Source organism: Priestia sp. JNUCC 25, from assembly GCF_053667915.1.
The window spans coordinates 2569496-2586768 of sequence record NZ_CM132211.1 but is presented as its reverse complement, the minus strand read 5'-3'; the positions used below and the strand labels follow the sequence as shown (position 1 = coordinate 2586768).

General features: G+C 37.0%; 19 protein-coding genes and 1 pseudogene. 16 read left to right on the top strand and 4 right to left on the bottom strand.

Annotated features, from left to right (window positions below):
* Positions 1-105: 105 nt before the first annotated feature.
* From JNUCC25_RS13185 to JNUCC25_RS13175, 3 genes are all read left to right on the top strand, one after another.
* Entirely contained in the window at positions 106-1698 is a 1593-nt protein-coding gene (locus JNUCC25_RS13185) for an APC family permease (RefSeq protein ID WP_064471735.1), read from the top strand.
* A 155-nt stretch (positions 1699-1853) separates the two neighbouring features.
* A complete protein-coding gene (locus JNUCC25_RS13180) occupies positions 1854-2393 on the top strand; it encodes an SMI1/KNR4 family protein (RefSeq protein ID WP_013057300.1) in 540 nt (179 codons plus the stop codon).
* A 175-nt stretch (positions 2394-2568) separates the two neighbouring features.
* A complete protein-coding gene (locus JNUCC25_RS13175; protein WP_223268900.1) occupies positions 2569-3003 on the top strand; it encodes an MFS transporter in 435 nt (144 codons plus the stop codon).
* 26 nt (positions 3004-3029) lie between these two features.
* On the opposite strand, the gene JNUCC25_RS13170 is transcribed toward JNUCC25_RS13175, so the two are convergent.
* Complete coding sequence (locus JNUCC25_RS13170) at positions 3030-3527, bottom strand: GNAT family N-acetyltransferase (RefSeq protein ID WP_029322110.1); 498 nt, start codon at positions 3525-3527, stop codon at positions 3030-3032.
* A gap of 270 nt (positions 3528-3797) precedes the next feature.
* Here JNUCC25_RS13170 and JNUCC25_RS13165 point away from each other — a divergent pair, with 270 nt between their 5' ends.
* Complete coding sequence (locus tag JNUCC25_RS13165) at positions 3798-5288, top strand: sensor histidine kinase (protein ID WP_029322108.1); 1491 nt, start codon at positions 3798-3800, stop codon at positions 5286-5288.
* Positions 5266-5949 carry a response regulator transcription factor gene (locus tag JNUCC25_RS13160; RefSeq protein WP_035438997.1) on the top strand — a complete coding sequence of 228 codons (684 nt, stop codon included), beginning with the start codon at positions 5266-5268 and terminating at the stop codon, positions 5947-5949. The genes JNUCC25_RS13165 and JNUCC25_RS13160 overlap by 23 nt, the downstream gene beginning before the upstream one ends.
* Positions 5950-5991: 42 nt before the next feature.
* Here the strand turns inward: JNUCC25_RS13160 and JNUCC25_RS13155 are convergent, their stop codons facing one another.
* Both JNUCC25_RS13155 and JNUCC25_RS13150 read right to left on the bottom strand, forming a co-directional pair.
* A complete protein-coding gene (locus tag JNUCC25_RS13155; protein WP_029322105.1) occupies positions 5992-7611 on the bottom strand; it encodes a SulP family inorganic anion transporter in 1620 nt (539 codons plus the stop codon).
* Positions 7612-7627: 16 nt separating this feature from the next.
* Positions 7628-8215, bottom strand: coding sequence for a beta-class carbonic anhydrase (locus tag JNUCC25_RS13150; protein ID WP_029322103.1), 588 nt, complete (start codon positions 8213-8215; stop codon positions 7628-7630).
* 248 nt (positions 8216-8463) lie between these two features.
* Between JNUCC25_RS13150 and JNUCC25_RS13145 the strand changes: the two genes are divergently transcribed.
* From JNUCC25_RS13145 to JNUCC25_RS13130, 4 genes are all read left to right on the top strand, one after another.
* Entirely contained in the window at positions 8464-9126 is a 663-nt protein-coding gene (locus tag JNUCC25_RS13145; protein ID WP_029322101.1) for a hypothetical protein, read from the top strand.
* A 153-nt stretch (positions 9127-9279) separates the two neighbouring features.
* Positions 9280-9726, top strand: a complete 447-nt coding sequence (locus tag JNUCC25_RS13140; RefSeq protein ID WP_013057292.1) for a MerR family transcriptional regulator — start codon at positions 9280-9282, stop codon at positions 9724-9726.
* The gene (locus JNUCC25_RS13135; protein ID WP_064471733.1) at positions 9696-10868 is read left to right on the top strand and encodes an MFS transporter; all 1173 of its coding nucleotides are present in this window, start codon (positions 9696-9698) and stop codon (positions 10866-10868) included. The genes JNUCC25_RS13140 and JNUCC25_RS13135 overlap by 31 nt, the downstream gene beginning before the upstream one ends.
* A gap of 152 nt (positions 10869-11020) precedes the next feature.
* A complete protein-coding gene (locus JNUCC25_RS13130; RefSeq protein ID WP_028413131.1) occupies positions 11021-11320 on the top strand; it encodes a TIGR04104 family putative zinc finger protein in 300 nt (99 codons plus the stop codon).
* A 33-nt stretch (positions 11321-11353) separates the two neighbouring features.
* Here JNUCC25_RS13130 and JNUCC25_RS13125 read toward each other — a convergent pair whose 3' ends face one another.
* Complete coding sequence (locus tag JNUCC25_RS13125) at positions 11354-12553, bottom strand: multidrug efflux MFS transporter (protein WP_029322080.1); 1200 nt, start codon at positions 12551-12553, stop codon at positions 11354-11356.
* Between the two features lie 593 nt (positions 12554-13146).
* Here JNUCC25_RS13125 and JNUCC25_RS13120 point away from each other — a divergent pair.
* The 7 genes and pseudogenes from JNUCC25_RS13120 to JNUCC25_RS13090 all read left to right on the top strand — a co-directional run.
* A pseudogene (locus JNUCC25_RS13120) lies at positions 13147-13614 on the top strand (alanine:cation symporter family protein); the annotation flags it as partial.
* Positions 13615-13843: 229 nt separating this feature from the next.
* Positions 13844-14206, top strand: a complete 363-nt coding sequence (locus JNUCC25_RS13115; protein WP_029322076.1) for a YidH family protein — start codon at positions 13844-13846, stop codon at positions 14204-14206.
* A 282-nt stretch (positions 14207-14488) separates the two neighbouring features.
* Entirely contained in the window at positions 14489-15319 is an 831-nt protein-coding gene (locus JNUCC25_RS13110) for a YihY/virulence factor BrkB family protein (RefSeq protein ID WP_078081880.1), read from the top strand.
* A gap of 145 nt (positions 15320-15464) precedes the next feature.
* Positions 15465-16007, top strand: a complete 543-nt coding sequence (amaP, locus tag JNUCC25_RS13105) for an alkaline shock response membrane anchor protein AmaP (protein ID WP_013057286.1) — start codon at positions 15465-15467, stop codon at positions 16005-16007.
* A gap of 15 nt (positions 16008-16022) precedes the next feature.
* Positions 16023-16232 (top strand): DUF2273 domain-containing protein, encoded by a 210-nt coding sequence (locus tag JNUCC25_RS13100; RefSeq protein ID WP_029322072.1) that lies wholly within the window; start codon positions 16023-16025, stop codon positions 16230-16232.
* 27 nt (positions 16233-16259) lie between these two features.
* The gene (locus JNUCC25_RS13095; RefSeq protein ID WP_029322070.1) at positions 16260-16700 is read left to right on the top strand and encodes an Asp23/Gls24 family envelope stress response protein; all 441 of its coding nucleotides are present in this window, start codon (positions 16260-16262) and stop codon (positions 16698-16700) included.
* Between the two features lie 83 nt (positions 16701-16783).
* Positions 16784-17254, top strand: coding sequence for a DUF523 domain-containing protein (locus JNUCC25_RS13090; RefSeq protein WP_029322068.1), 471 nt, complete (start codon positions 16784-16786; stop codon positions 17252-17254).
* Positions 17255-17273 lie beyond the last annotated feature (19 nt).

Genomic DNA, 17273 nt, shown 5'->3' with positions numbered 1-17273 from the left:
TTTGAATGGGTATAGTAATAAAAATTTTGACACATATTATCGAATATATATGAATGTTGTCAAAAAAAACAACAAAAGTGATGATTCATCCAAAGGAGGAAGCTTATGGAGAATAAAGGTCCGTTTAAAAAGACGATATCCCTATTAGATTTAACATTGATTGGATTAGGGGCTATTTTTGGCTCCGCTTGGCTGTTTGCCGTTAGTAATGTCGCTACGCAAGCCGGTCCTGCAGGAAGTTTTTCTTGGGTTATTGGTGGAGTTATTATTTTATTAATAGGCCTTGTATACGCTGAGCTAGGGGCTGCCTTGCCTCGTACAGGAGGAATTATTCGATATCCTGTTTATTCACACGGTCATCTTGTAGGCTATATGATTTCATTTATTACTATTGTAGCGTACACTAGCCTAATCGCTATCGAAGTAACAGCTGTGAGACAATATGTGGCCTACTGGTTTCCAGGTTTAACAAAAACTGGATCTGATTCACCGACGATATCTGGATGGATTCTACAATTTGTGTTGCTTTGCTTATTCTTTTTACTCAATTACTGGAGTGTAAAAGCATTTGCGAAATCGAATATTATTATTTCTATTTTTAAATATTTTGTGCCGCTTACAGTAATCGTAACGCTGGCATTTTATTTTAAGTCAGGAAACTTTACGATGGGAGAGTTTGCTCCCGGGGGGTTTGATGGTATCCAGGCCGCCATTGCCACAGGCGGGGTTATGTTTGCCTACTTAGGCCTTCATCCAATTGTATCGGTAGCTGGAGAGGTAAAAAATCCTCAGCGTAATATTCCAATTGCTCTTGTGATTTGTATCATTCTAGCAGCTCTCATTTATACTGCTCTACAAGTATTATTTATCGGAGCTATTCCATCTGACATGATTAAAGGCGGTTGGTCCGGCATTCAAGATAAATTCTCACTGCCATTTAAAGACATCGCTGTTGTTCTTGGTCTTGGGTGGCTAGCAACACTTGTTATTTTAGACGCCATTTTATCACCAGGTGGTAACGGTAATATTTTTATGAATACAACATCTAGACTTATCTATGCTTGGTCTCGTAACGGTACGCTATTTAAAACGTTTGCTCATGTGGATAAAAAAACAGGGATTCCTCGATCATCTCTATGGCTTTCATTAGGACTTTCGATTTTTTGGACACTGCCATTTCCTTCATGGAATGCACTCGTAAACGTATGCTCTGTTGCGCTTATTCTTTCTTACGCAATTGCACCAATTTCATCAGCGGCCTTTATGGTGAACGCAAAAGATTTGGAAAAGCCTTTTAAATTAAGAGGAATGAGTATAATTGGTCCATTATCCTTTATTTTTGCTTCCTTTATTGTCTACTGGTCAGGATGGAAGACTATTTCATGGCTGTTAACTTCTCAATTGGTTATGTTTGTTATATATTTGATTTTTGCTAAATATGTGCCTAAAAACGAAGTAAGTCTTCGTCAGCAGATTAAATCAACTTGGTGGTTAGTTGCTTATTATATCATCATGCTCTTTATTTCTTATATTGGTTCGTTCGGCGGAGGAAAGGGTTTGATCGATACGCCTGTAGACTTAATTATCATAGCGGTCGTATCTCTTGGGATTTATTATTGGGCTAAATATACGGGCCTTCCAAAAGCGCTTATTGATTACGATCACCATCCTGAACAGGAAGAAAAAGCACCTGTATAACCTGTAAAGCAGCGATATTCGCTGCTTTTTTCTATGTTATTTGAACATGAATTTCTAAAGTTTGTCGTATAATTTAGTAGGAAAGAAGGAATTAGCACATTATTGTTTAATTAATGTAATGTAACCGTTTTAAATCCAACGCTTGGAGGAAGAGTATGATTGAAAAAATAATAAATTCACTTCGAAAGCGGCTGTGGGAAAACAATAATGTTATAGAAGTGTGTAAAAATGAAGGAGAAGTATACAGAACCACTTGTACTTTTTTTGATGGAGTAAGCAAGAATCAACTGAATGTTTTTGAAGAAGAAATGCATGTATCACTTCCTGAAGACTACAAGCAGTTTTTGCAGCTAACAAATGGGTGTAATTTGTTCATTGATGCTGACAAAAAAATAGCAGGGAATCTTTATAGCTTAGAAGATGTAAGAGAAACAGCTTATAAAAGTCAGAGTCTCTATATGACAATTGGGTCTGTTGGAGAAGAAGAGATTATCATTGACTCTAAAAAATCAGCGCACTCTGCATATATAATAGTAAAAAAGCGGAACGCATCGTTTCAAGATGCACATGTATTACATATGAATTTTCAGAAATGGCTGGATTGTTTTATAGTGAGTCAAGGGAATTGTTTTTGGCACTGGAATGAGCTTTGTAATAAAGTTCATTCAACGGACAAAAAGACGACGGCTCAATAATATTATCTTCTCGAACTTAAAAGCAGAGCGTATAATCGTTCTGCTTTTTGTATAGTCATTATAAGCTAGAACAGCGCAGCGATTCTAAAAGGTTATGAGTATGATTGTATAGAAATTTTCTAATATCTGAGTTGTTGATAAGTTTGGTCCTAAAGCATTAGTCACTCCAGGTTTTGTGCTCGTTATCCTATCTCTTGTACTTTTTAGTCAACTCGCTGCTTCTACGAGTGTAGCTTATGTTGTTGCGCTACACGTGATGATGTTGATTGGTACTTCTATGGTGACGATGCCTGCACAGACTACCGGGTTAAATCAGCTCCCTAAGCAGCTGTATCCTCATGGCACAGCAATAATGAATACATTACACCAAGTGTCCGGAGCAATTGGAACTGCGCTATTTGTCAGTATTATGTCTTCTGGAAAAGAGAGTTACGTAAAAGGGGTAAATGAACCAAATACAGCTTTAGCAAAAGTGAATGGACTGATTTCCGGATTGCAGCAAGCATTTTTTATTGCTACTATCGTTGGAGTGATTGCCCATGTCTTATCTTTTTTTCTAAAACGAACTCAAGCTCCAGAAAATTCTTCGACAGGAGTTCCTATCACATAAACGAGCACACTAGTGTGCTCGTTTATTTATATAGAAGGAAGACGTTCCCAACCGTATGCTTCGTCTTCAACTTTAGTTTCTCCAAACTGACTTGTGCGATTCAAGATTTTTTTGCCGCCTGATTTTTTATAAAACTGAACGGCTTTCTTATTTTTCTTCATAGCCCAAATAATCATAGACGTATATTGCTGATCAGCAAATTCTTTTACTGAATGAGAAAATAGAAGGTGACCAATTCCTTGGTTTTGCACTTCCTTGCAAACGTATAGCGCGTATATTTCAGCACAGGACAAATGAGGCTTACCTGCTGAAAAGCCGACAATCTTTCCTCGTTCATCGATAGCGAGCAAGATAAAATGAGAAGGCTCGGTAAGAAAAAGGGACCATTTTTCTGTACTTTGTTTATAAGATAAGCTTTTTAAATAAGCATCAGGTACTAATCCTTTGTATGTAATGCGCCAGCTGTCAACGTACAGACGGGCAACAGAAGGGATGTGAGAGGAAGTAGCTTTAATAATTTTCATTAAAAAATCTCCTTTTTAAAAATATTAAGGCATATAGTATACCTTTCAGCCTAAGAATATTATGAAAAATAGATCATAATTTTCCAGTAATTCATAAAATGGTAAAAAAGGTGGTGTTCATTCTCACTCTATCACGGTAAAGTGAGAATATACATTTGTTTTGTTGTTTTAATTTTTGCTATATGTATAATGTCTAACGATCTATTTGTTATTCACCTTTACTAGTCTATCAAATAGTTTTGTTAAAGCCAAAGGGGCATAGGGTAAGTAATGTCAATTCAGCTGCGTTTTATTTTAACGTATATCAGTATTGTGTTTGTCTTTATTATTTTGCTTTTTTTATCGGGCTTTCTCATTTTCTTCTCCATTACTGGAGACGCTGATTTTGTAAGAAAACTGTACAGTCACTCCTATGAGTATAAATTGTTAACGCCAGAAGAAGAAAATGCATTCTTAGATTTAAAGTTATTGAGTGAAGAAAAACCGGAGCAGCTGCTGCGGCCGGAGACGGTTAAAAAATATGAATTTGAAAATATTGATATTGTGATTCAAAAAAATACAGAGGTTGTATATGCTTCAGAATCCATTAAAGGAGAAAACCTCCGTAAATACTTGCCAAAGCATCAAAAAAGTAAAGGAAATCATTCGTATCAGCAGGACATGCTGCGCATAGGCAAGCAGTACTTTACATATATCAACCTTGATTTTCCTTTCTCAAATCAAGAAAAAGGAAGCATTTACGTTTTGCGAAAAATCAGCCCTTATGTAGGCATTATTAATCGAATTTTCCCTTTTTTAATCTTTCTACTATTAATTTTAGTAATTGTGATTATTGGATTTTTAAACTATCTTGTTTCAAGAAGCATTATTAAACCCATTCGTGAATTAAAAGAAGCGGCTGAAAAAATAAAACAAGGTGATCTTCACTTTGAGATCTCTGCTAATTCAAAGGATGAAATAGGCGAATTAACGCAAGCTTTTGAAGAAATGAGGCAAAAACTAAAATCTTCTGTTGAACTGCAAATTCAATATGAAGATAATCGAAAGCAGCTGCTTTCAAGTATTTCACACGATTTACGAACTCCTATTACTTCCATTGTAGGATATGTAGAAGGAATTCAAGATGGAGTAGCTAATACGCCAGATAAGCTTTCTAAATATTTGTTAACGATTTCAACGAAAGCAAAAGACATGAATGCGTTAATCGATGAGCTGTTTTTATTTTCTAAATTGGATTTGCACGAAATTCCATTTGTGTTTAAAAAACTTAATATTTCTGCATTTATGGAAAGTTATGTGCAAGAGCTTCAGTTTGAAATGAGCGAACATGATATTGATGTTTTATTTTCTAATGATTCTCTAACGACGCTGTATGCAAAGGCAGATGCTGAGCAGCTGCGAAGAGTTTTAATAAATTTAACAACCAACAGCATTAAATTTATGGATAAAGAAAGAAGAAGAATCGATATCGTTCTTTCTGCTACCGAAAGTGAACTCATTATTGAAGTGAAAGACAATGGCGCAGGGATTTCATCGGAAGCATTAGCGCATATTTTTGACCGGTTTTATCGAGCAGAACAGTCCCGCAATAGCAATACTGGAGGAAGTGGACTTGGACTGGCCATTGCAAAACAAATTGTTGAACGCCACGGGGGAGACATCTGGGCATTAAGTAAGCTTGGCGAAGGAACAAGTATTTTCTTTTCTTTGCAAAAAATGAATGAAAATGGTGATACACATGAAGAAGATATTGTTAATTGAAGATGAAGTAAGTATTGCTGAATTGCAAAGAGATTATTTAGAAATTAACGATTTTGAAATAGACGTTCAATATAGCGGTGATAAGGGATTAGAAAAAGCGTTAAATGAACATTTTGATCTGGTTATTTTGGATATTATGCTCCCTAAAGTGAGCGGATTTGAAGTGTGTAAGCAAATTCGAGCTGCAAAAGATATTCCAATCATTTTAGTTTCAGCTAAAAAAGAAGAAATCGATAAAATTAGAGGGCTCGGGCTAGGTGCAGATGACTATATTACCAAGCCATTCAGCCCTGGGGAGCTGGTCGCAAGAGTCAAAGCGCATTTAGCGAGATATGAAAGACTCTCTGATAAGCAGGAAAAGCGTATGATTCGTATTCATGGCTTAGCGATTGACAGGCTCGCTAGAAGAGTATTTGTCAATGATAAAGAAGTGTTTTTTACAGCGAAGGAATTCGATTTGCTGAAGTTTATCGTTTCTCATCCAAATCAAGTATTAAGTAAAGAACATCTATTTGAAAAAATTTGGGGATTTGATTCTTCAGGAGACATTTCAACCGTAACAGTTCACATTCGAAAACTAAGAGAAAAGTTAGAAGAAAACCCAGCAGATCCTCAGTACCTAGAAACGGTTTGGGGAGCAGGGTACCGGTTTAATATTTAAAAAAAGAGATCGGAACGATTAATCGTTCCGATCTCTTTTTTATTACGTAGTAACGATTCTATGACGAGCTTTAATCTTACTCACGGGAGGTTCGGAAGAAAATATATTTTTTTCACCGATTTTATCATATAGACCGGTTGACTTTAACATTTCTTTTGGCTGGTGCTGTAAGCCGGAAATAACGACTTGGCTATGCGAATCTTTCAAACGTTCGACCACCTTCGATAGTAAAGCTTCTCCAGATGTATCAATAAAGGATACTTGGCTCATTCGAAGCAATAAAACTTTTGGTTTCGCTTCAGCGATGTTATCAAAGGAATCTTCTAATACTTCAGCCGATCCAAAGAAAAGAGATCCTTGCATGGTATATTCCATCAATTCAGATTTGTGAGCGTTTTCAGATGTTTCCGCTAAAACCTTGGAAATCTTCAGTGATCCGCTCATTCGTTTCACGAACATGACAATAGCTAAAAGTAGACCCACGCCTACACCTGTTGTTAAATCGATTGAAACTGTTAATAAAAACGTAGCTACAAGTACAAATGAATCAGCCGACTTGGTTTTTAAAATATGCGCAAATTCTTTACGCTCACTCATATTCCAAGCCACAAACATTAAAATAGGTGCCATACTTGCCAGCGGAATGTTTGATGCATAAGGAGCAAGCATCACAAGGACCAATAAAACAACTAAGCCGTGTATGACTCCTGATAATGGAGAAGCTGCTCCGTTTTTGATATTGGTAGCTGTTCTGGCAATGGCACCAGTTGCTGGAATTCCTCCAAATAGCGAGGTAGCGATATTAGCAATTCCTTGGCCCACAAGCTCTTTATTGCTATTATGCTTGGTTTTGGCCATATTATCAGCAACAACAGCCGATAGTAAAGATTCAATACCTCCAAGCATCGCAATTACGCAGGCAGCTGGAAATAGCATCACGATGTTATCCCATGTTAAATCTGGGAAGCTAAAAGATGGTAGTTTACTCGGAATGGCACCGTAAGTAGAGCCAATCGTTGCAACTTTTCCTGGGAACAGTGTAATGGCTACAAGCGTGGAGACAAGAAGACCTAGAAGGGCACCGGGAATTTTAGGTAAAAACTTTGGCGTTGTAATCACGATAGCTAAACAAATAGCGGCTATGATGACGCTGTAAATGTTAATCGTTGCAATTTTTCGTAGGATTTCAATCATATTTAAATGAAATTCCTCATGTTTTGCAATTCCTTTTAATCCTAAAAAATTAGCGATCTGACCTGAGAAAATAATAATCGCAATTCCTGCTGTAAATCCAATCGTCACAGGGCGCGGAATAAACTTTATAAATTTCCCTAGCTTAAATATTCCGAGAAGCGTAATCATAATTCCAGCCATAAAGCCGGCAATAATGAGGTTCTCATAACCATATTGCATGACAACTCCAAGCAGCACCGGAACAAATGCTCCTGTTGGACCTGCAATTTGAAATTTCGATCCGCCTAATATTGAAACCATAATCCCTGCGATAATGGTTGTATAAATCCCGTATTCAGGTCTTACACCAGAAGCGATGGCAAAGGCCATTGCTAAAGGAATAGCAACGACCCCAACAACCAAACCGGCGATAATGTCTTTTTGTAAATGCCGTGCTGAATAGCCTTGAAATCGGTTATCTTTTAGCATTCGATAAAATCCTCCTTCATGAGCTTACGGTTTCAGTTCGGTCTTGGGAATAGCCGTTTACAACAACGTCAAGCTTTCCTGTTGAAGGATGAATAACCATTCCAGAAACAAGCACGTCTTTTGGTAATAAAGGGTGATTTCGAATCATATCCACACTGTTTTCGACACTATCTTCTACACACTCAAACCCAGTCAGCCATGATTCTAAATCAATACCGGCATATTTTAGATTACGAATCTGTTCCATGCTAATCCCTCTTTGTTCAGCAGAGGCTAAAATAGCTTCAGCTTTCATGCCCGTCATTCCACATTCATGATGACCGATGACACATACTTCATCAGCTTGCAAAGCGTAGACGGCAACTAATATACTTCTCATGACGCTGCCAAAGGGATGGGAGATAACAGCTCCGGCATTTTTCACTATTTTTGCATCTCCATTTTTTAGCCCCATGGCTTTAGGAAGTAATTCTAACAAACGTGTATCCATACAAGTTAAGATCACTATTTTTTTGTTAGGGAATTTGGATGTTTGAAAAGCCTCAAATTGATTATTTGTTACAAATTTTTCATTAAACTTTAAAACTTCAGATAGACAAGTCATTGTTTTCCTCCTGCGTTATTTATTTTTAACTTATTTTTTAGTCTAAAGATAAGAGTTAAAAACGAACTAAATAAAATATTAAAATTTTCTTAAAATATTCAGAAAAAACTTATAAATAAATCAAATTTATATGCGTGAAATTATGTAAGCGCATTCTTTATTTGTTTTCACGAAAAATAGGAATTATATGTTAAAATGGTACAAAGTTGGAATTGTCTAAAAGAATGGTAGAGAGGAGGAAGGCAAAAGTGAAGGCTCTTATAGCAATAGGCATTATTTTCTGTTGTTTAGTAGGGTGCAGTTCTAATGCCCAAGTCACCAACGACAAAGAAATGGGGGAGAATATTCAGCAATCATTTGAAAAAAAAGGTGTGAGCTCAGTGGATGTATCGAAGTTAAGTGATTTTAAATGGGAAAAAGGATATTTATTAACAAACAAAAGCAAGAAAGCCGACGTAGAAAAACTTGTAAACGCACCGGTTAGTGAAGAGGTGATGAAAAAAATATCTGCTGCTAATCAAATGCTTGTGTTTGTACACGAAGGAGAAGTTGTCCGCTATGTAGAACTACCCCAAGATTTCATAGCGCATGATAAAAACCAACTTGAATTTTCATCTGCTCATTCTGAACTAAAATTTAATAAAAAAAGGGAGGGCAAGCCTATAAAAGCAGGAGAAAAAACGTTAAGTTCAGAAGATGCTTTAACTGTAGAATCAATTATGAAACAAATTCAATGGAAAAAAGCTGATTACAGCGTCGCTCTTGATCCAGATGTACAGCTTACTTATGAAGGCGTCGTATACAATGTACGATTCACCGCCGAGAGTGCGGAACTTACTTCTAAAAGAAGAGGAGTATACGGCAAAGTAACAGGAGAAACAGCACAGCAGCTATATGACATATTGATGTAACCTATTGATTTATCAATAGGTTTTTTTGTGCACATATTTTTTAAATTTACATAAAATGTCTTTATATTATTGACATTAACGTTAACGTTAATCTATAATAGTAATATAGAATTGACGTTAACGTTAATGTTAAAGGGAGGTGAAGGGGAAAGCATGTATCTAATCGATGACGTGACGAAAATGACCGGTTTGACCAAGCGGGCTCTTCGGTATTATGAAGAGATTGGACTCATTTTGCCCCCACAGCGGACAAAAGGAAATGCACGGATTTATTCCGAAGAAGAGGTAAAAGAACTAAGAAAAGTAGCAGAAGCAAAAGAAGTTCTCGGTTTTTCTTTACAGGAGCTGCAGCAGTTTATGTCGCTTAAAAGAATGATTGAAGAAAGAAGTGAGCAGCAAGGATTATCAGCGAAAGAGATAACTAAAATAGAAAATTTACTGGAAAATCAAATCAAGATGATTGAATTTAAAGTGGTTAAAATGCAGGCATTTAAAACAGAATTAGAAGAAATGCGAGAATCTGCTATGAAAATACATGAAAAAACAAAAACAAAAGGAGAGATGAAAGAGTGGAAGGACAGCATTCAAATAACCGATTAGGTCAAATTATTACGGTAGTAGCTACTTTTTTAGCATTTATGGGAATCGGGGTAGTAGATCCGATTTTACCGGAGATTGCTAAGCAAATTGGAGCTTCTCATTGGCAAGTAGAAATGTTATTTACTTCCTATTTATTAATGATGGCTATTATGATGATTCCAGCAGGCATCTTAGCATCACGTGTAGGAGACAAGCGTTTGATGGTAACAGGACTTATCATTGTGACGATTTTTGCAGCCTTATGCGGGTTTTCTAACAATATTCCTCAGCTTTCCATTTTCCGAGCAGGATGGGGACTTGGTAATTCGTTTTTCTTTGCAACAGCTATGACGCTGCTTATTGCATTATCAGGTGAAGTAAAAAAAGCAGTAGGATTATATGAAGCTGCGATTGGTTTGGGAATGGCCGGAGGACCGCTTGTAGGAGGCGTGTTAGGAAATGCTTCTTGGAGATTGCCGTTTTTCGGTACAAGTGCTTTAATTTTTATCGCCTTTATTTTAGTATTAACGATTGTTAAACAGCCTACAAGCACTAAGCCTCGTAAAGCAGCGGGTTTTAAAGACATGGTTAAACTTTATAAATTAAAACCATTTACTCAAGGCGCTGTATCAGGCATGCTTTATTACTACGGATTTTTTACAGTGTTAGCTTATACGCCGCTTATTCTATCGATCGGAGCTCTTCAAATTGGCTTTGTTTTCTTTGGATGGGGATTATGTTTAGCTTATGGCTCAGCGGTTTTAGCGCATCAGTTAGAAAAAAGATATCAGCCAAAACAAGTGTTACATGTTAGCTTAATTGTTTTTTCACTTATTTTAATTTGTTTATTTGCTTTTGATGCAACATGGTTGCGCATTGTTTTAATCATGGCAGCGGGTCTTGTATCAGGACTTAATAATGCATTATTTACGAGTCATGTAATGGAAGTATCTCCTTATGAACGAGGACTTACATCTGGAGGATATAATTTCTTAAGATGGTTAGGTGCAGCGTTTGCTCCTTTATTATCAGGAGTTATCGGCAATGCCGTAGCGCCTCAAGCTCCTTTTCTCGTAGCGGCGATTCTTGGGTTGCTAGCTTTTCTTATTATGGTTATAAAAGTAAAAACAACTTCTCAAACGAATGAAGCTGTATCTAAATAAACGTTGAAATAAAAGGCTTTTTCTTGTGAAAAGCCTTTTATTTTGTTTTATGTTATAATAGTAAAAACGTTTTTAATTATAAAAATGAAACTTTATACCAACTTGTACGTATACTTTATATGTACATAAATCTTTTTAGGAGCGTGATGCCCATGGCCACCTGTCAAAATTGTAATCATAAATGGAACTGGAGGACAACCTTTAAACAACTGTTAACATTTAGAAACGTTTTAGAATGCCCACACTGTGACAAACAACAGTATATCTCTGCAAAATCCCAAAAGCGATTATCAATCTACTCATTTGCACCCCTTATTATTTGGCTTATTCTCTCACTATTTGACTTTTCCTTTCCATCCATTGTTGTCGCGGAGCTTATTTTCTTCATAGCAGCGGTTATTATGATGCCACTTTCTTATGAAGTAAGCAGCGAAGAAGAACCCTTGTGGTAATAAAAAAACCTTCCGTTAAAACGGAAGATTTTTTTATGCGGCTTTACCGTCTAGCTGTTGTCCGTGATGGCGCTGATAATACACCCACCCAGCATTCAATAGTAGAAGAACACTGGTTGTTAAGAATACGTAAGGAATTCCTTTAGCTCCGGCAATTTGTCCGCCAATGACTGGACCGGCTAAATTCCCAAAGTATTGCGCTGTTTGATTATAGCCAAACATTTTACCTGTAATAGAGTCCGGCACAATTTTCTTCAAATAAGAATTAATAGAAGGTAATAATCCTCCCATTGCGAAACCGAGTAAAAAACGAAGTAAGAATAGCTGCCAAGTACTATGCACAAAGGCCTGCAAGCCGCAAATAATCGCTACGATAAGCAAGCATATTTGAAGCACATTTTGAGGACCCACGCGATCGCTGACTTTGCCAAGTTTTGATGCAGCTAAAATATTTGAAATTCCTGTTGCTGCCACGACAAAGCCTGAAATAAGGGCAAGGTGATCGGTATGAGTAGACAGTTGTTTTACATACAGTGTAACGATTGGCTGAATAGCCATAACCGCAAGCTGCAGCAAAAAAGTTGTAACAAATACACCAATCACGGCCTTTGAATTTTTAAGAGACAGTAACCCAATATTAGATTCTTTCGTCGTTTTCGCCGTCTCTTTTTTGTCTTCTTGAATTAAATTTACAATTAAAAAAGACAAAAACATAAATGCACCCGTCACGAAAAAGACGTGGCGTAGCCCGATTGTATCTCCTAAGTATCCGCCTACTAGCGGTCCTAATAAAGATCCTGATACAGCCCCTGTAGACAACGTACCTAATGCTTTACCGCTGTGCTCTTTAGGTGTTTGAGTCGCTACTAACGTAATGGCTGCAGAGATGAAGCCGGAAACGGCCCCCATTAAAAAGCGCAGTCCGACAAGCTGATAGACATTTTGCACAAAACCAATAGAAGTCATAACAATTGCCATACCCAAGCTTGCGCGAAGGAGCATAAGCTTTCGCCCATATTTATCGGCCAAACTCCCCCATAAAGGAGAAACGATAGCCGCCATTAAAAAGGTAGATCCAAATGCAATACCAGCCCATCTGCTGATGGAGCTTGTATCGTGAACTCCCAGCTTTTCAATATAAAGCGGTAAAAACGGAATAACTAAACTCATCCCGGCTGTGGTGCAAAAAGAACCGAACCAGCAAATGTACAAGTTTCGTTTCCATAATTCCATTCTATTTCCTTCTTTCGTTGTGCCGCATGGCGTGAAAACAACAAAAGAGCGAAACCATAAGGCCTGCTCTTTTAGCATATATGCAGCATCTTTTTATCAGTTTAAATTATACCATATACCAGAAATATTTAAAAATAAAATGATTCACTTAGTGAACTATTAACGTGAAATGAAAACAGAAAGATGTGCTGTGTGTACGCTCGGCTTAGAACATAAAGTGACCCTTGTTTCACTTATTACCTTATGCTGTGACAGTGGGGATTATGTAAAGAACTTACGCATCACTGAAAAATGCGTCAGATAATCTGTCCAAAATATACGTTATATCCGCAAATGTTGTCTATTTATCAAATAATGTGTAAAACAACCTGGTGAAAAGAGTGAATTTTCTGTTTTTTAACTCTATATTAAAACTATGTTCTCATTATTCATAATGTGCAAAGTGTTTTAAGGGGGAATTCATATTGGAACAAATGATTAGTACAATAAGTGAAATGATTTGGAGTACGCCGATGCTTTATCTATGTATAGGAGTGGGGCTTTTATTTACTATTCTCACTAGATTTGTACAAGTTCGATATTTGAAAGATATGAGCACCCAAGCGCCAGATGGTTCGTTCATTGTGGATCATTTAAAAGGAGTTGAAGCCGGGCCTCAATATACGCAGCAAGCAGTTGAGACGGTGCTTCCTGGATTCGGATCAGGGTTTGTAGCTGTTTCTCTCGTGTTTTTCGCCTTTACTACGATTATGTCGCAGTATTATATTGCGGAAACGAACTTAGCTTACGTAATGAAAGGCAAACAAAATAAAATAGTATCCATGTTCCTAAAGGCAGCTCTTTTAGCCACTACTTTATACGGATCTATCCGAACGGCTGAAGCTGCATGGGCATTAGCAGACATCGGAGTTGGAATAATGGTTTGGCTCAATTTAATTGCAATTTTGATTTTAGCTAAGCCTGCTTTAATAACTTTAAAAGATTATCGCCAGCAGAGAAAACTAGGGATAGACCCTATCTTTTCTCCAAGGAAATTAGGAATTCAAAACGCTGATTATTGAGACGAGGAATATCAGCATGATCAAGATAAGGAAAATGTTTCATAAATCAAAAAAGCCAGCTGGGGTTATCCCGCTGGCTTTTTTGATTTATGAAGAAGCTCTTTTGACCGCTTGAAGATGGTAATGATTCGTTCTTTTCCGGTATAATGTGGCGTGAAGCGTCCTCAATTTATTTTCGTTTGAGCATTTATTTATAATAGAAGACATATAAAAGGACGGTGGTATGTAAATGACTAAAAAAGAAAATGAATCCATTTATATTCAGCAGCATTTAGCAAATGAACGAACGTATTTAGCGTGGATTCGAACGTCTATTGCCACACTCGGCATTGGCTTTGTTGCAGGCGGCCTACATTTCAATTCTGGAAAAAAATTAAGTGAAGCAGCCGATACCCTTATTATTGCTGTTATTATCTTTTCTTTAGCTGCAAGTGGAGGTTTGCTTCTCTTCTCAACCTATCATTATTTTTCAACCCGCAAAAAAATTAACAGCCAAACGTATCAATCTTCTCACGCTTTGGTTATTTTTGTTTTAATGATTATGCTGATGCTGATCGGCGCTCTTATGTTTTACTTTTTTAACATAGCGTAAAAAAGTTTAAGATATAAGAAAGAAGGGAAAGCAGTCCCAGAGAATTTACGGTTTTATGAAAGAAAAAGAAGATCTATTGATATGGTGGTAATGGCAGATGTAATTATAATAATATCTTCTTTATGAACCGACTGTATAATTTTACAGGTTAAATTCTTTGTTAACCGCGGATAATGGAAAAGGAAAGCTTTATAAGCCGAAACTTATCCAATACATGTTGAACATAAAAATTGAATATGAATTTCACTGTAGAGTGAAGCGAAAGTAAAGGAGAACGCTGTTATGATTCAAACATCTAAGACCGTTGCCGCTCGTTTTTTTACGGAGCGTTTCTTTGATCAGGCTGCTCAAACAGCCTACTATTTTTTGTTATCTTTTGTACCGTTTATTATCTTTCTTTTTTCTCTGCTGAGTTTCTTTCCAATTGATACAAACAATTTGCTGATATTTATTGAACCATTTACGCCTAAAAGCGCCTACGACGTAATTGAAAAGTCAATTGAAACAGTTAACAATAGCGGGAAAAAAGTTTTATCTTTTAGTTTATTGGCGACTTTTTGGCTCGCATCTATGGCTATACAATCTTTGGTTCGCTCGTTAAATGATGCGTATCATATTCAAAGAAAACAAACGTTTTTGCGCGGTTTAATCAATGATTTAATTTTAACTTTTGGTTTTATGGTTGTGGTAGCCATTTCATTATTTGTACCAATTATTGAAGAGGTCATTCGACATTTGGTACTAACAAAAGTCCATGTTCCTGACATATGGTTTCAAAGCTGGACGACAATTAGATGGGGAATTGGGACATTATTTTTATTAGGCTTTTTTATTCTTTTTTACAAACTGATGCCAAGCGCAAGAGTAACGTGGAAAGATGTACTTCCAGGAGCTGTTTTCTCCACGCTAGGATGGCAAGTTGTATCTACCGGATTTGGATACTATGTCCAGTTTGGAAGCTACTCGCAAATCTATGGTCAGCTTGGAAGTATTATTATTTTAATGGTCTGGTTTTATTTAACGGCCGCTATTTTATTAATTGGCGGTTTAATAAACGGTAATAAGTTCATCAAAGCTCACAAGACAACGTATAGAGACGCGGAAAATGACTAGGGAAACCTAGTCGTTTTTTTATATTCAGTTTTACAGTTAGAAAGTTTATCAAAAAATATTGCGGGTAACTATTGAATATCTCGTTGCCTTCCCTTTACCCACAACAAAAAAGCAGTAGGAGTTCACGTTGAGATGAGGTGGAAAATTGAATAATTTTAATCGGTTTTTAATCGCAATTATTGGAATTGCAGGACTGATTTGTTCCGGTATGTTAGCACTGATGGTTTATAGGGTTCCTCACCTTTCAAACTGGTTAGAAAAGTGGCAGCATCAGGAGTGGTTTTACTACACAATTTTATCAATAAGCGCATTTTTAACAGTTATTTTTATTATTTTTCTTTTAACAGGCATATTTAGCAGACCGCCTAAAAAGAATTTAGCAATTGTAACCGGTGAAGGCAAAATAACAATTTCTAAAGCAACGATCGAATCTACAGCTTTACGAGCAATTAGAAGCTTTCAGGGAATACGCTCTCCTGAAGTCCAGGCATCTATTCATTCTCGCAAAGAAAAAGTTAGTCTGTATATCAACTGTTCGTTGTTTGGACGAGATGGATTACCAACGCTAGGAAAAGAAATGCAGCTTGAAACAAAACGCGCCGTGGAGGCCTTACTCGAGCTTCCCGTTCACTCCGTCCGTATTGACTTAACAGATACACAAACACGAAAGAAAGAGCGTGTTGTGTGATGAAGGAGGGACATAATGGGTACTCCAGATAAATTGATTCCGTACCGTGGCCGAGTACTTGGTATTCTGGCAGGTTTAGTGTTGGCAATTTTGTTATTAACAATTGGTTTTGGTCCCACGCTGCTAATTGTAGCTTTTATGGGAATTGGTTATGTAATTGGGAAGTGGCGAGACGGTCATTTAGACATAAATGCTTGGGTAGGATTCTTTACTAAAGGAAGATAGGAAATCACTTTAAGGGAGATGTTAGTTATGGCAGTTAATGAAACAAATACAGCAGTAAAATCTCAGGAAAATACACATCAAAATACATTAACATTTGAAGATCAAGTTATTAAAAAAATTGCTGGAATTGCAGCTAATGAAATAAAAGGGATTTTATCAATGAGCGGCGGATTTATGAGCGGGTTAACAGATCGCCTCCGCAGCACTGAAGATATCACAAAAGGGATTAACGCTGAAGTAGGAGAAAAGCAAGTTGCCCTTGATTTAAAAGTAATTGTCGAATACGGAAAAAATGTTCCAGCCATTTTCTCTGAAACTGTTAATAACGTAAAAAAATCAGTTCACGAGATGACGGGATTAGAGGTAGTAGAAGTAAATATGCATGTAGAGGACGTAATGACTCGCTCTGAATTTGAAGCGAAAACGGATCGAGACAAAGAGCAGGAGTCAAAGCGTGATCTTGAATAAAATATAAAAGGTAAACACTTCCATTCATCATATATTCTTTGTATGATGAATGAGAAGTGTTTTTTTATGGGAGGGAGAATTCTATGATTTTGGTTAGTTCCTGCTTAGCAGGTCAAGGGTGCAAATATAATGGAAGCAGTGCCTTAGTTAAGGAAATTGAAGCGCTCGTTGAAAATAAAGAAGCAGTGATGATGTGTCCGGAACTGTTAGGTGGATTTCACACACCTAGAGAACCGGCAGAAATTATAAAAGGAACGGGAATAGACGTAATAAACGGAAATGCGCGAGTTATTGAACGATCGGGAAAAGACGTCACAGACATATACATAGACGGGGCCTATAAGGCACTGAGCATCGCAAAAGAAATAAAAGCTACTGTTATTGTACTAAAAGAAAACAGCCCTTCATGTGGAAGTGAACATATATATAACGGAGCATTTTCAAATGTTAAAATAGCCGGTGAAGGGGTAACGACTGCGTTGCTAAGAAAGCATGGTTTTATCGTTATGTCCGAATCTCAATTTGCAGCTGAAATGCATGGAGACCAATCATAATCAAAAAAAGCGTACACCA

Excerpts from the sequence above, each read along its gene's own strand:
- JNUCC25_RS13185 (WP_064471735.1), top strand. The coding sequence starts at position 106 with ATGGAGAATAAAGGTCCGTTTAAAAAGACGATATCCCTATTAGATTTA.
- JNUCC25_RS13160 (WP_035438997.1), top strand. The coding sequence starts at position 5,266 with ATGAAGAAGATATTGTTAATTGAAGATGAAGTAAGTATTGCTGAATTG.
- JNUCC25_RS13155 (WP_029322105.1), bottom strand. The coding sequence starts at position 7,611 with ATGCTAAAAGATAACCGATTTCAAGGCTATTCAGCACGGCATTTACAA.
- JNUCC25_RS13140 (WP_013057292.1), top strand. The coding sequence starts at position 9,280 with ATGTATCTAATCGATGACGTGACGAAAATGACCGGTTTGACCAAGCGG.
- JNUCC25_RS13095 (WP_029322070.1), top strand. The coding sequence starts at position 16,260 with ATGGCAGTTAATGAAACAAATACAGCAGTAAAATCTCAGGAAAATACA.
- JNUCC25_RS13110 (WP_078081880.1), top strand. The coding sequence starts at position 14,489 with ATGATTCAAACATCTAAGACCGTTGCCGCTCGTTTTTTTACGGAGCGT.
- JNUCC25_RS13180 (WP_013057300.1), top strand. The coding sequence starts at position 1,854 with ATGATTGAAAAAATAATAAATTCACTTCGAAAGCGGCTGTGGGAAAAC.
- JNUCC25_RS13130 (WP_028413131.1), top strand. The coding sequence starts at position 11,021 with ATGGCCACCTGTCAAAATTGTAATCATAAATGGAACTGGAGGACAACC.
- JNUCC25_RS13150 (WP_029322103.1), bottom strand. The coding sequence starts at position 8,215 with ATGACTTGTCTATCTGAAGTTTTAAAGTTTAATGAAAAATTTGTAACA.
- JNUCC25_RS13125 (WP_029322080.1), bottom strand. The coding sequence starts at position 12,553 with ATGGAATTATGGAAACGAAACTTGTACATTTGCTGGTTCGGTTCTTTT.
- JNUCC25_RS13090 (WP_029322068.1), top strand. The coding sequence starts at position 16,784 with ATGATTTTGGTTAGTTCCTGCTTAGCAGGTCAAGGGTGCAAATATAAT.
- JNUCC25_RS13165 (WP_029322108.1), top strand. The coding sequence starts at position 3,798 with ATGTCAATTCAGCTGCGTTTTATTTTAACGTATATCAGTATTGTGTTT.
- JNUCC25_RS13100 (WP_029322072.1), top strand. The coding sequence starts at position 16,023 with ATGGGTACTCCAGATAAATTGATTCCGTACCGTGGCCGAGTACTTGGT.
- JNUCC25_RS13170 (WP_029322110.1), bottom strand. The coding sequence starts at position 3,527 with ATGAAAATTATTAAAGCTACTTCCTCTCACATCCCTTCTGTTGCCCGT.
- JNUCC25_RS13115 (WP_029322076.1), top strand. The coding sequence starts at position 13,844 with ATGACTAAAAAAGAAAATGAATCCATTTATATTCAGCAGCATTTAGCA.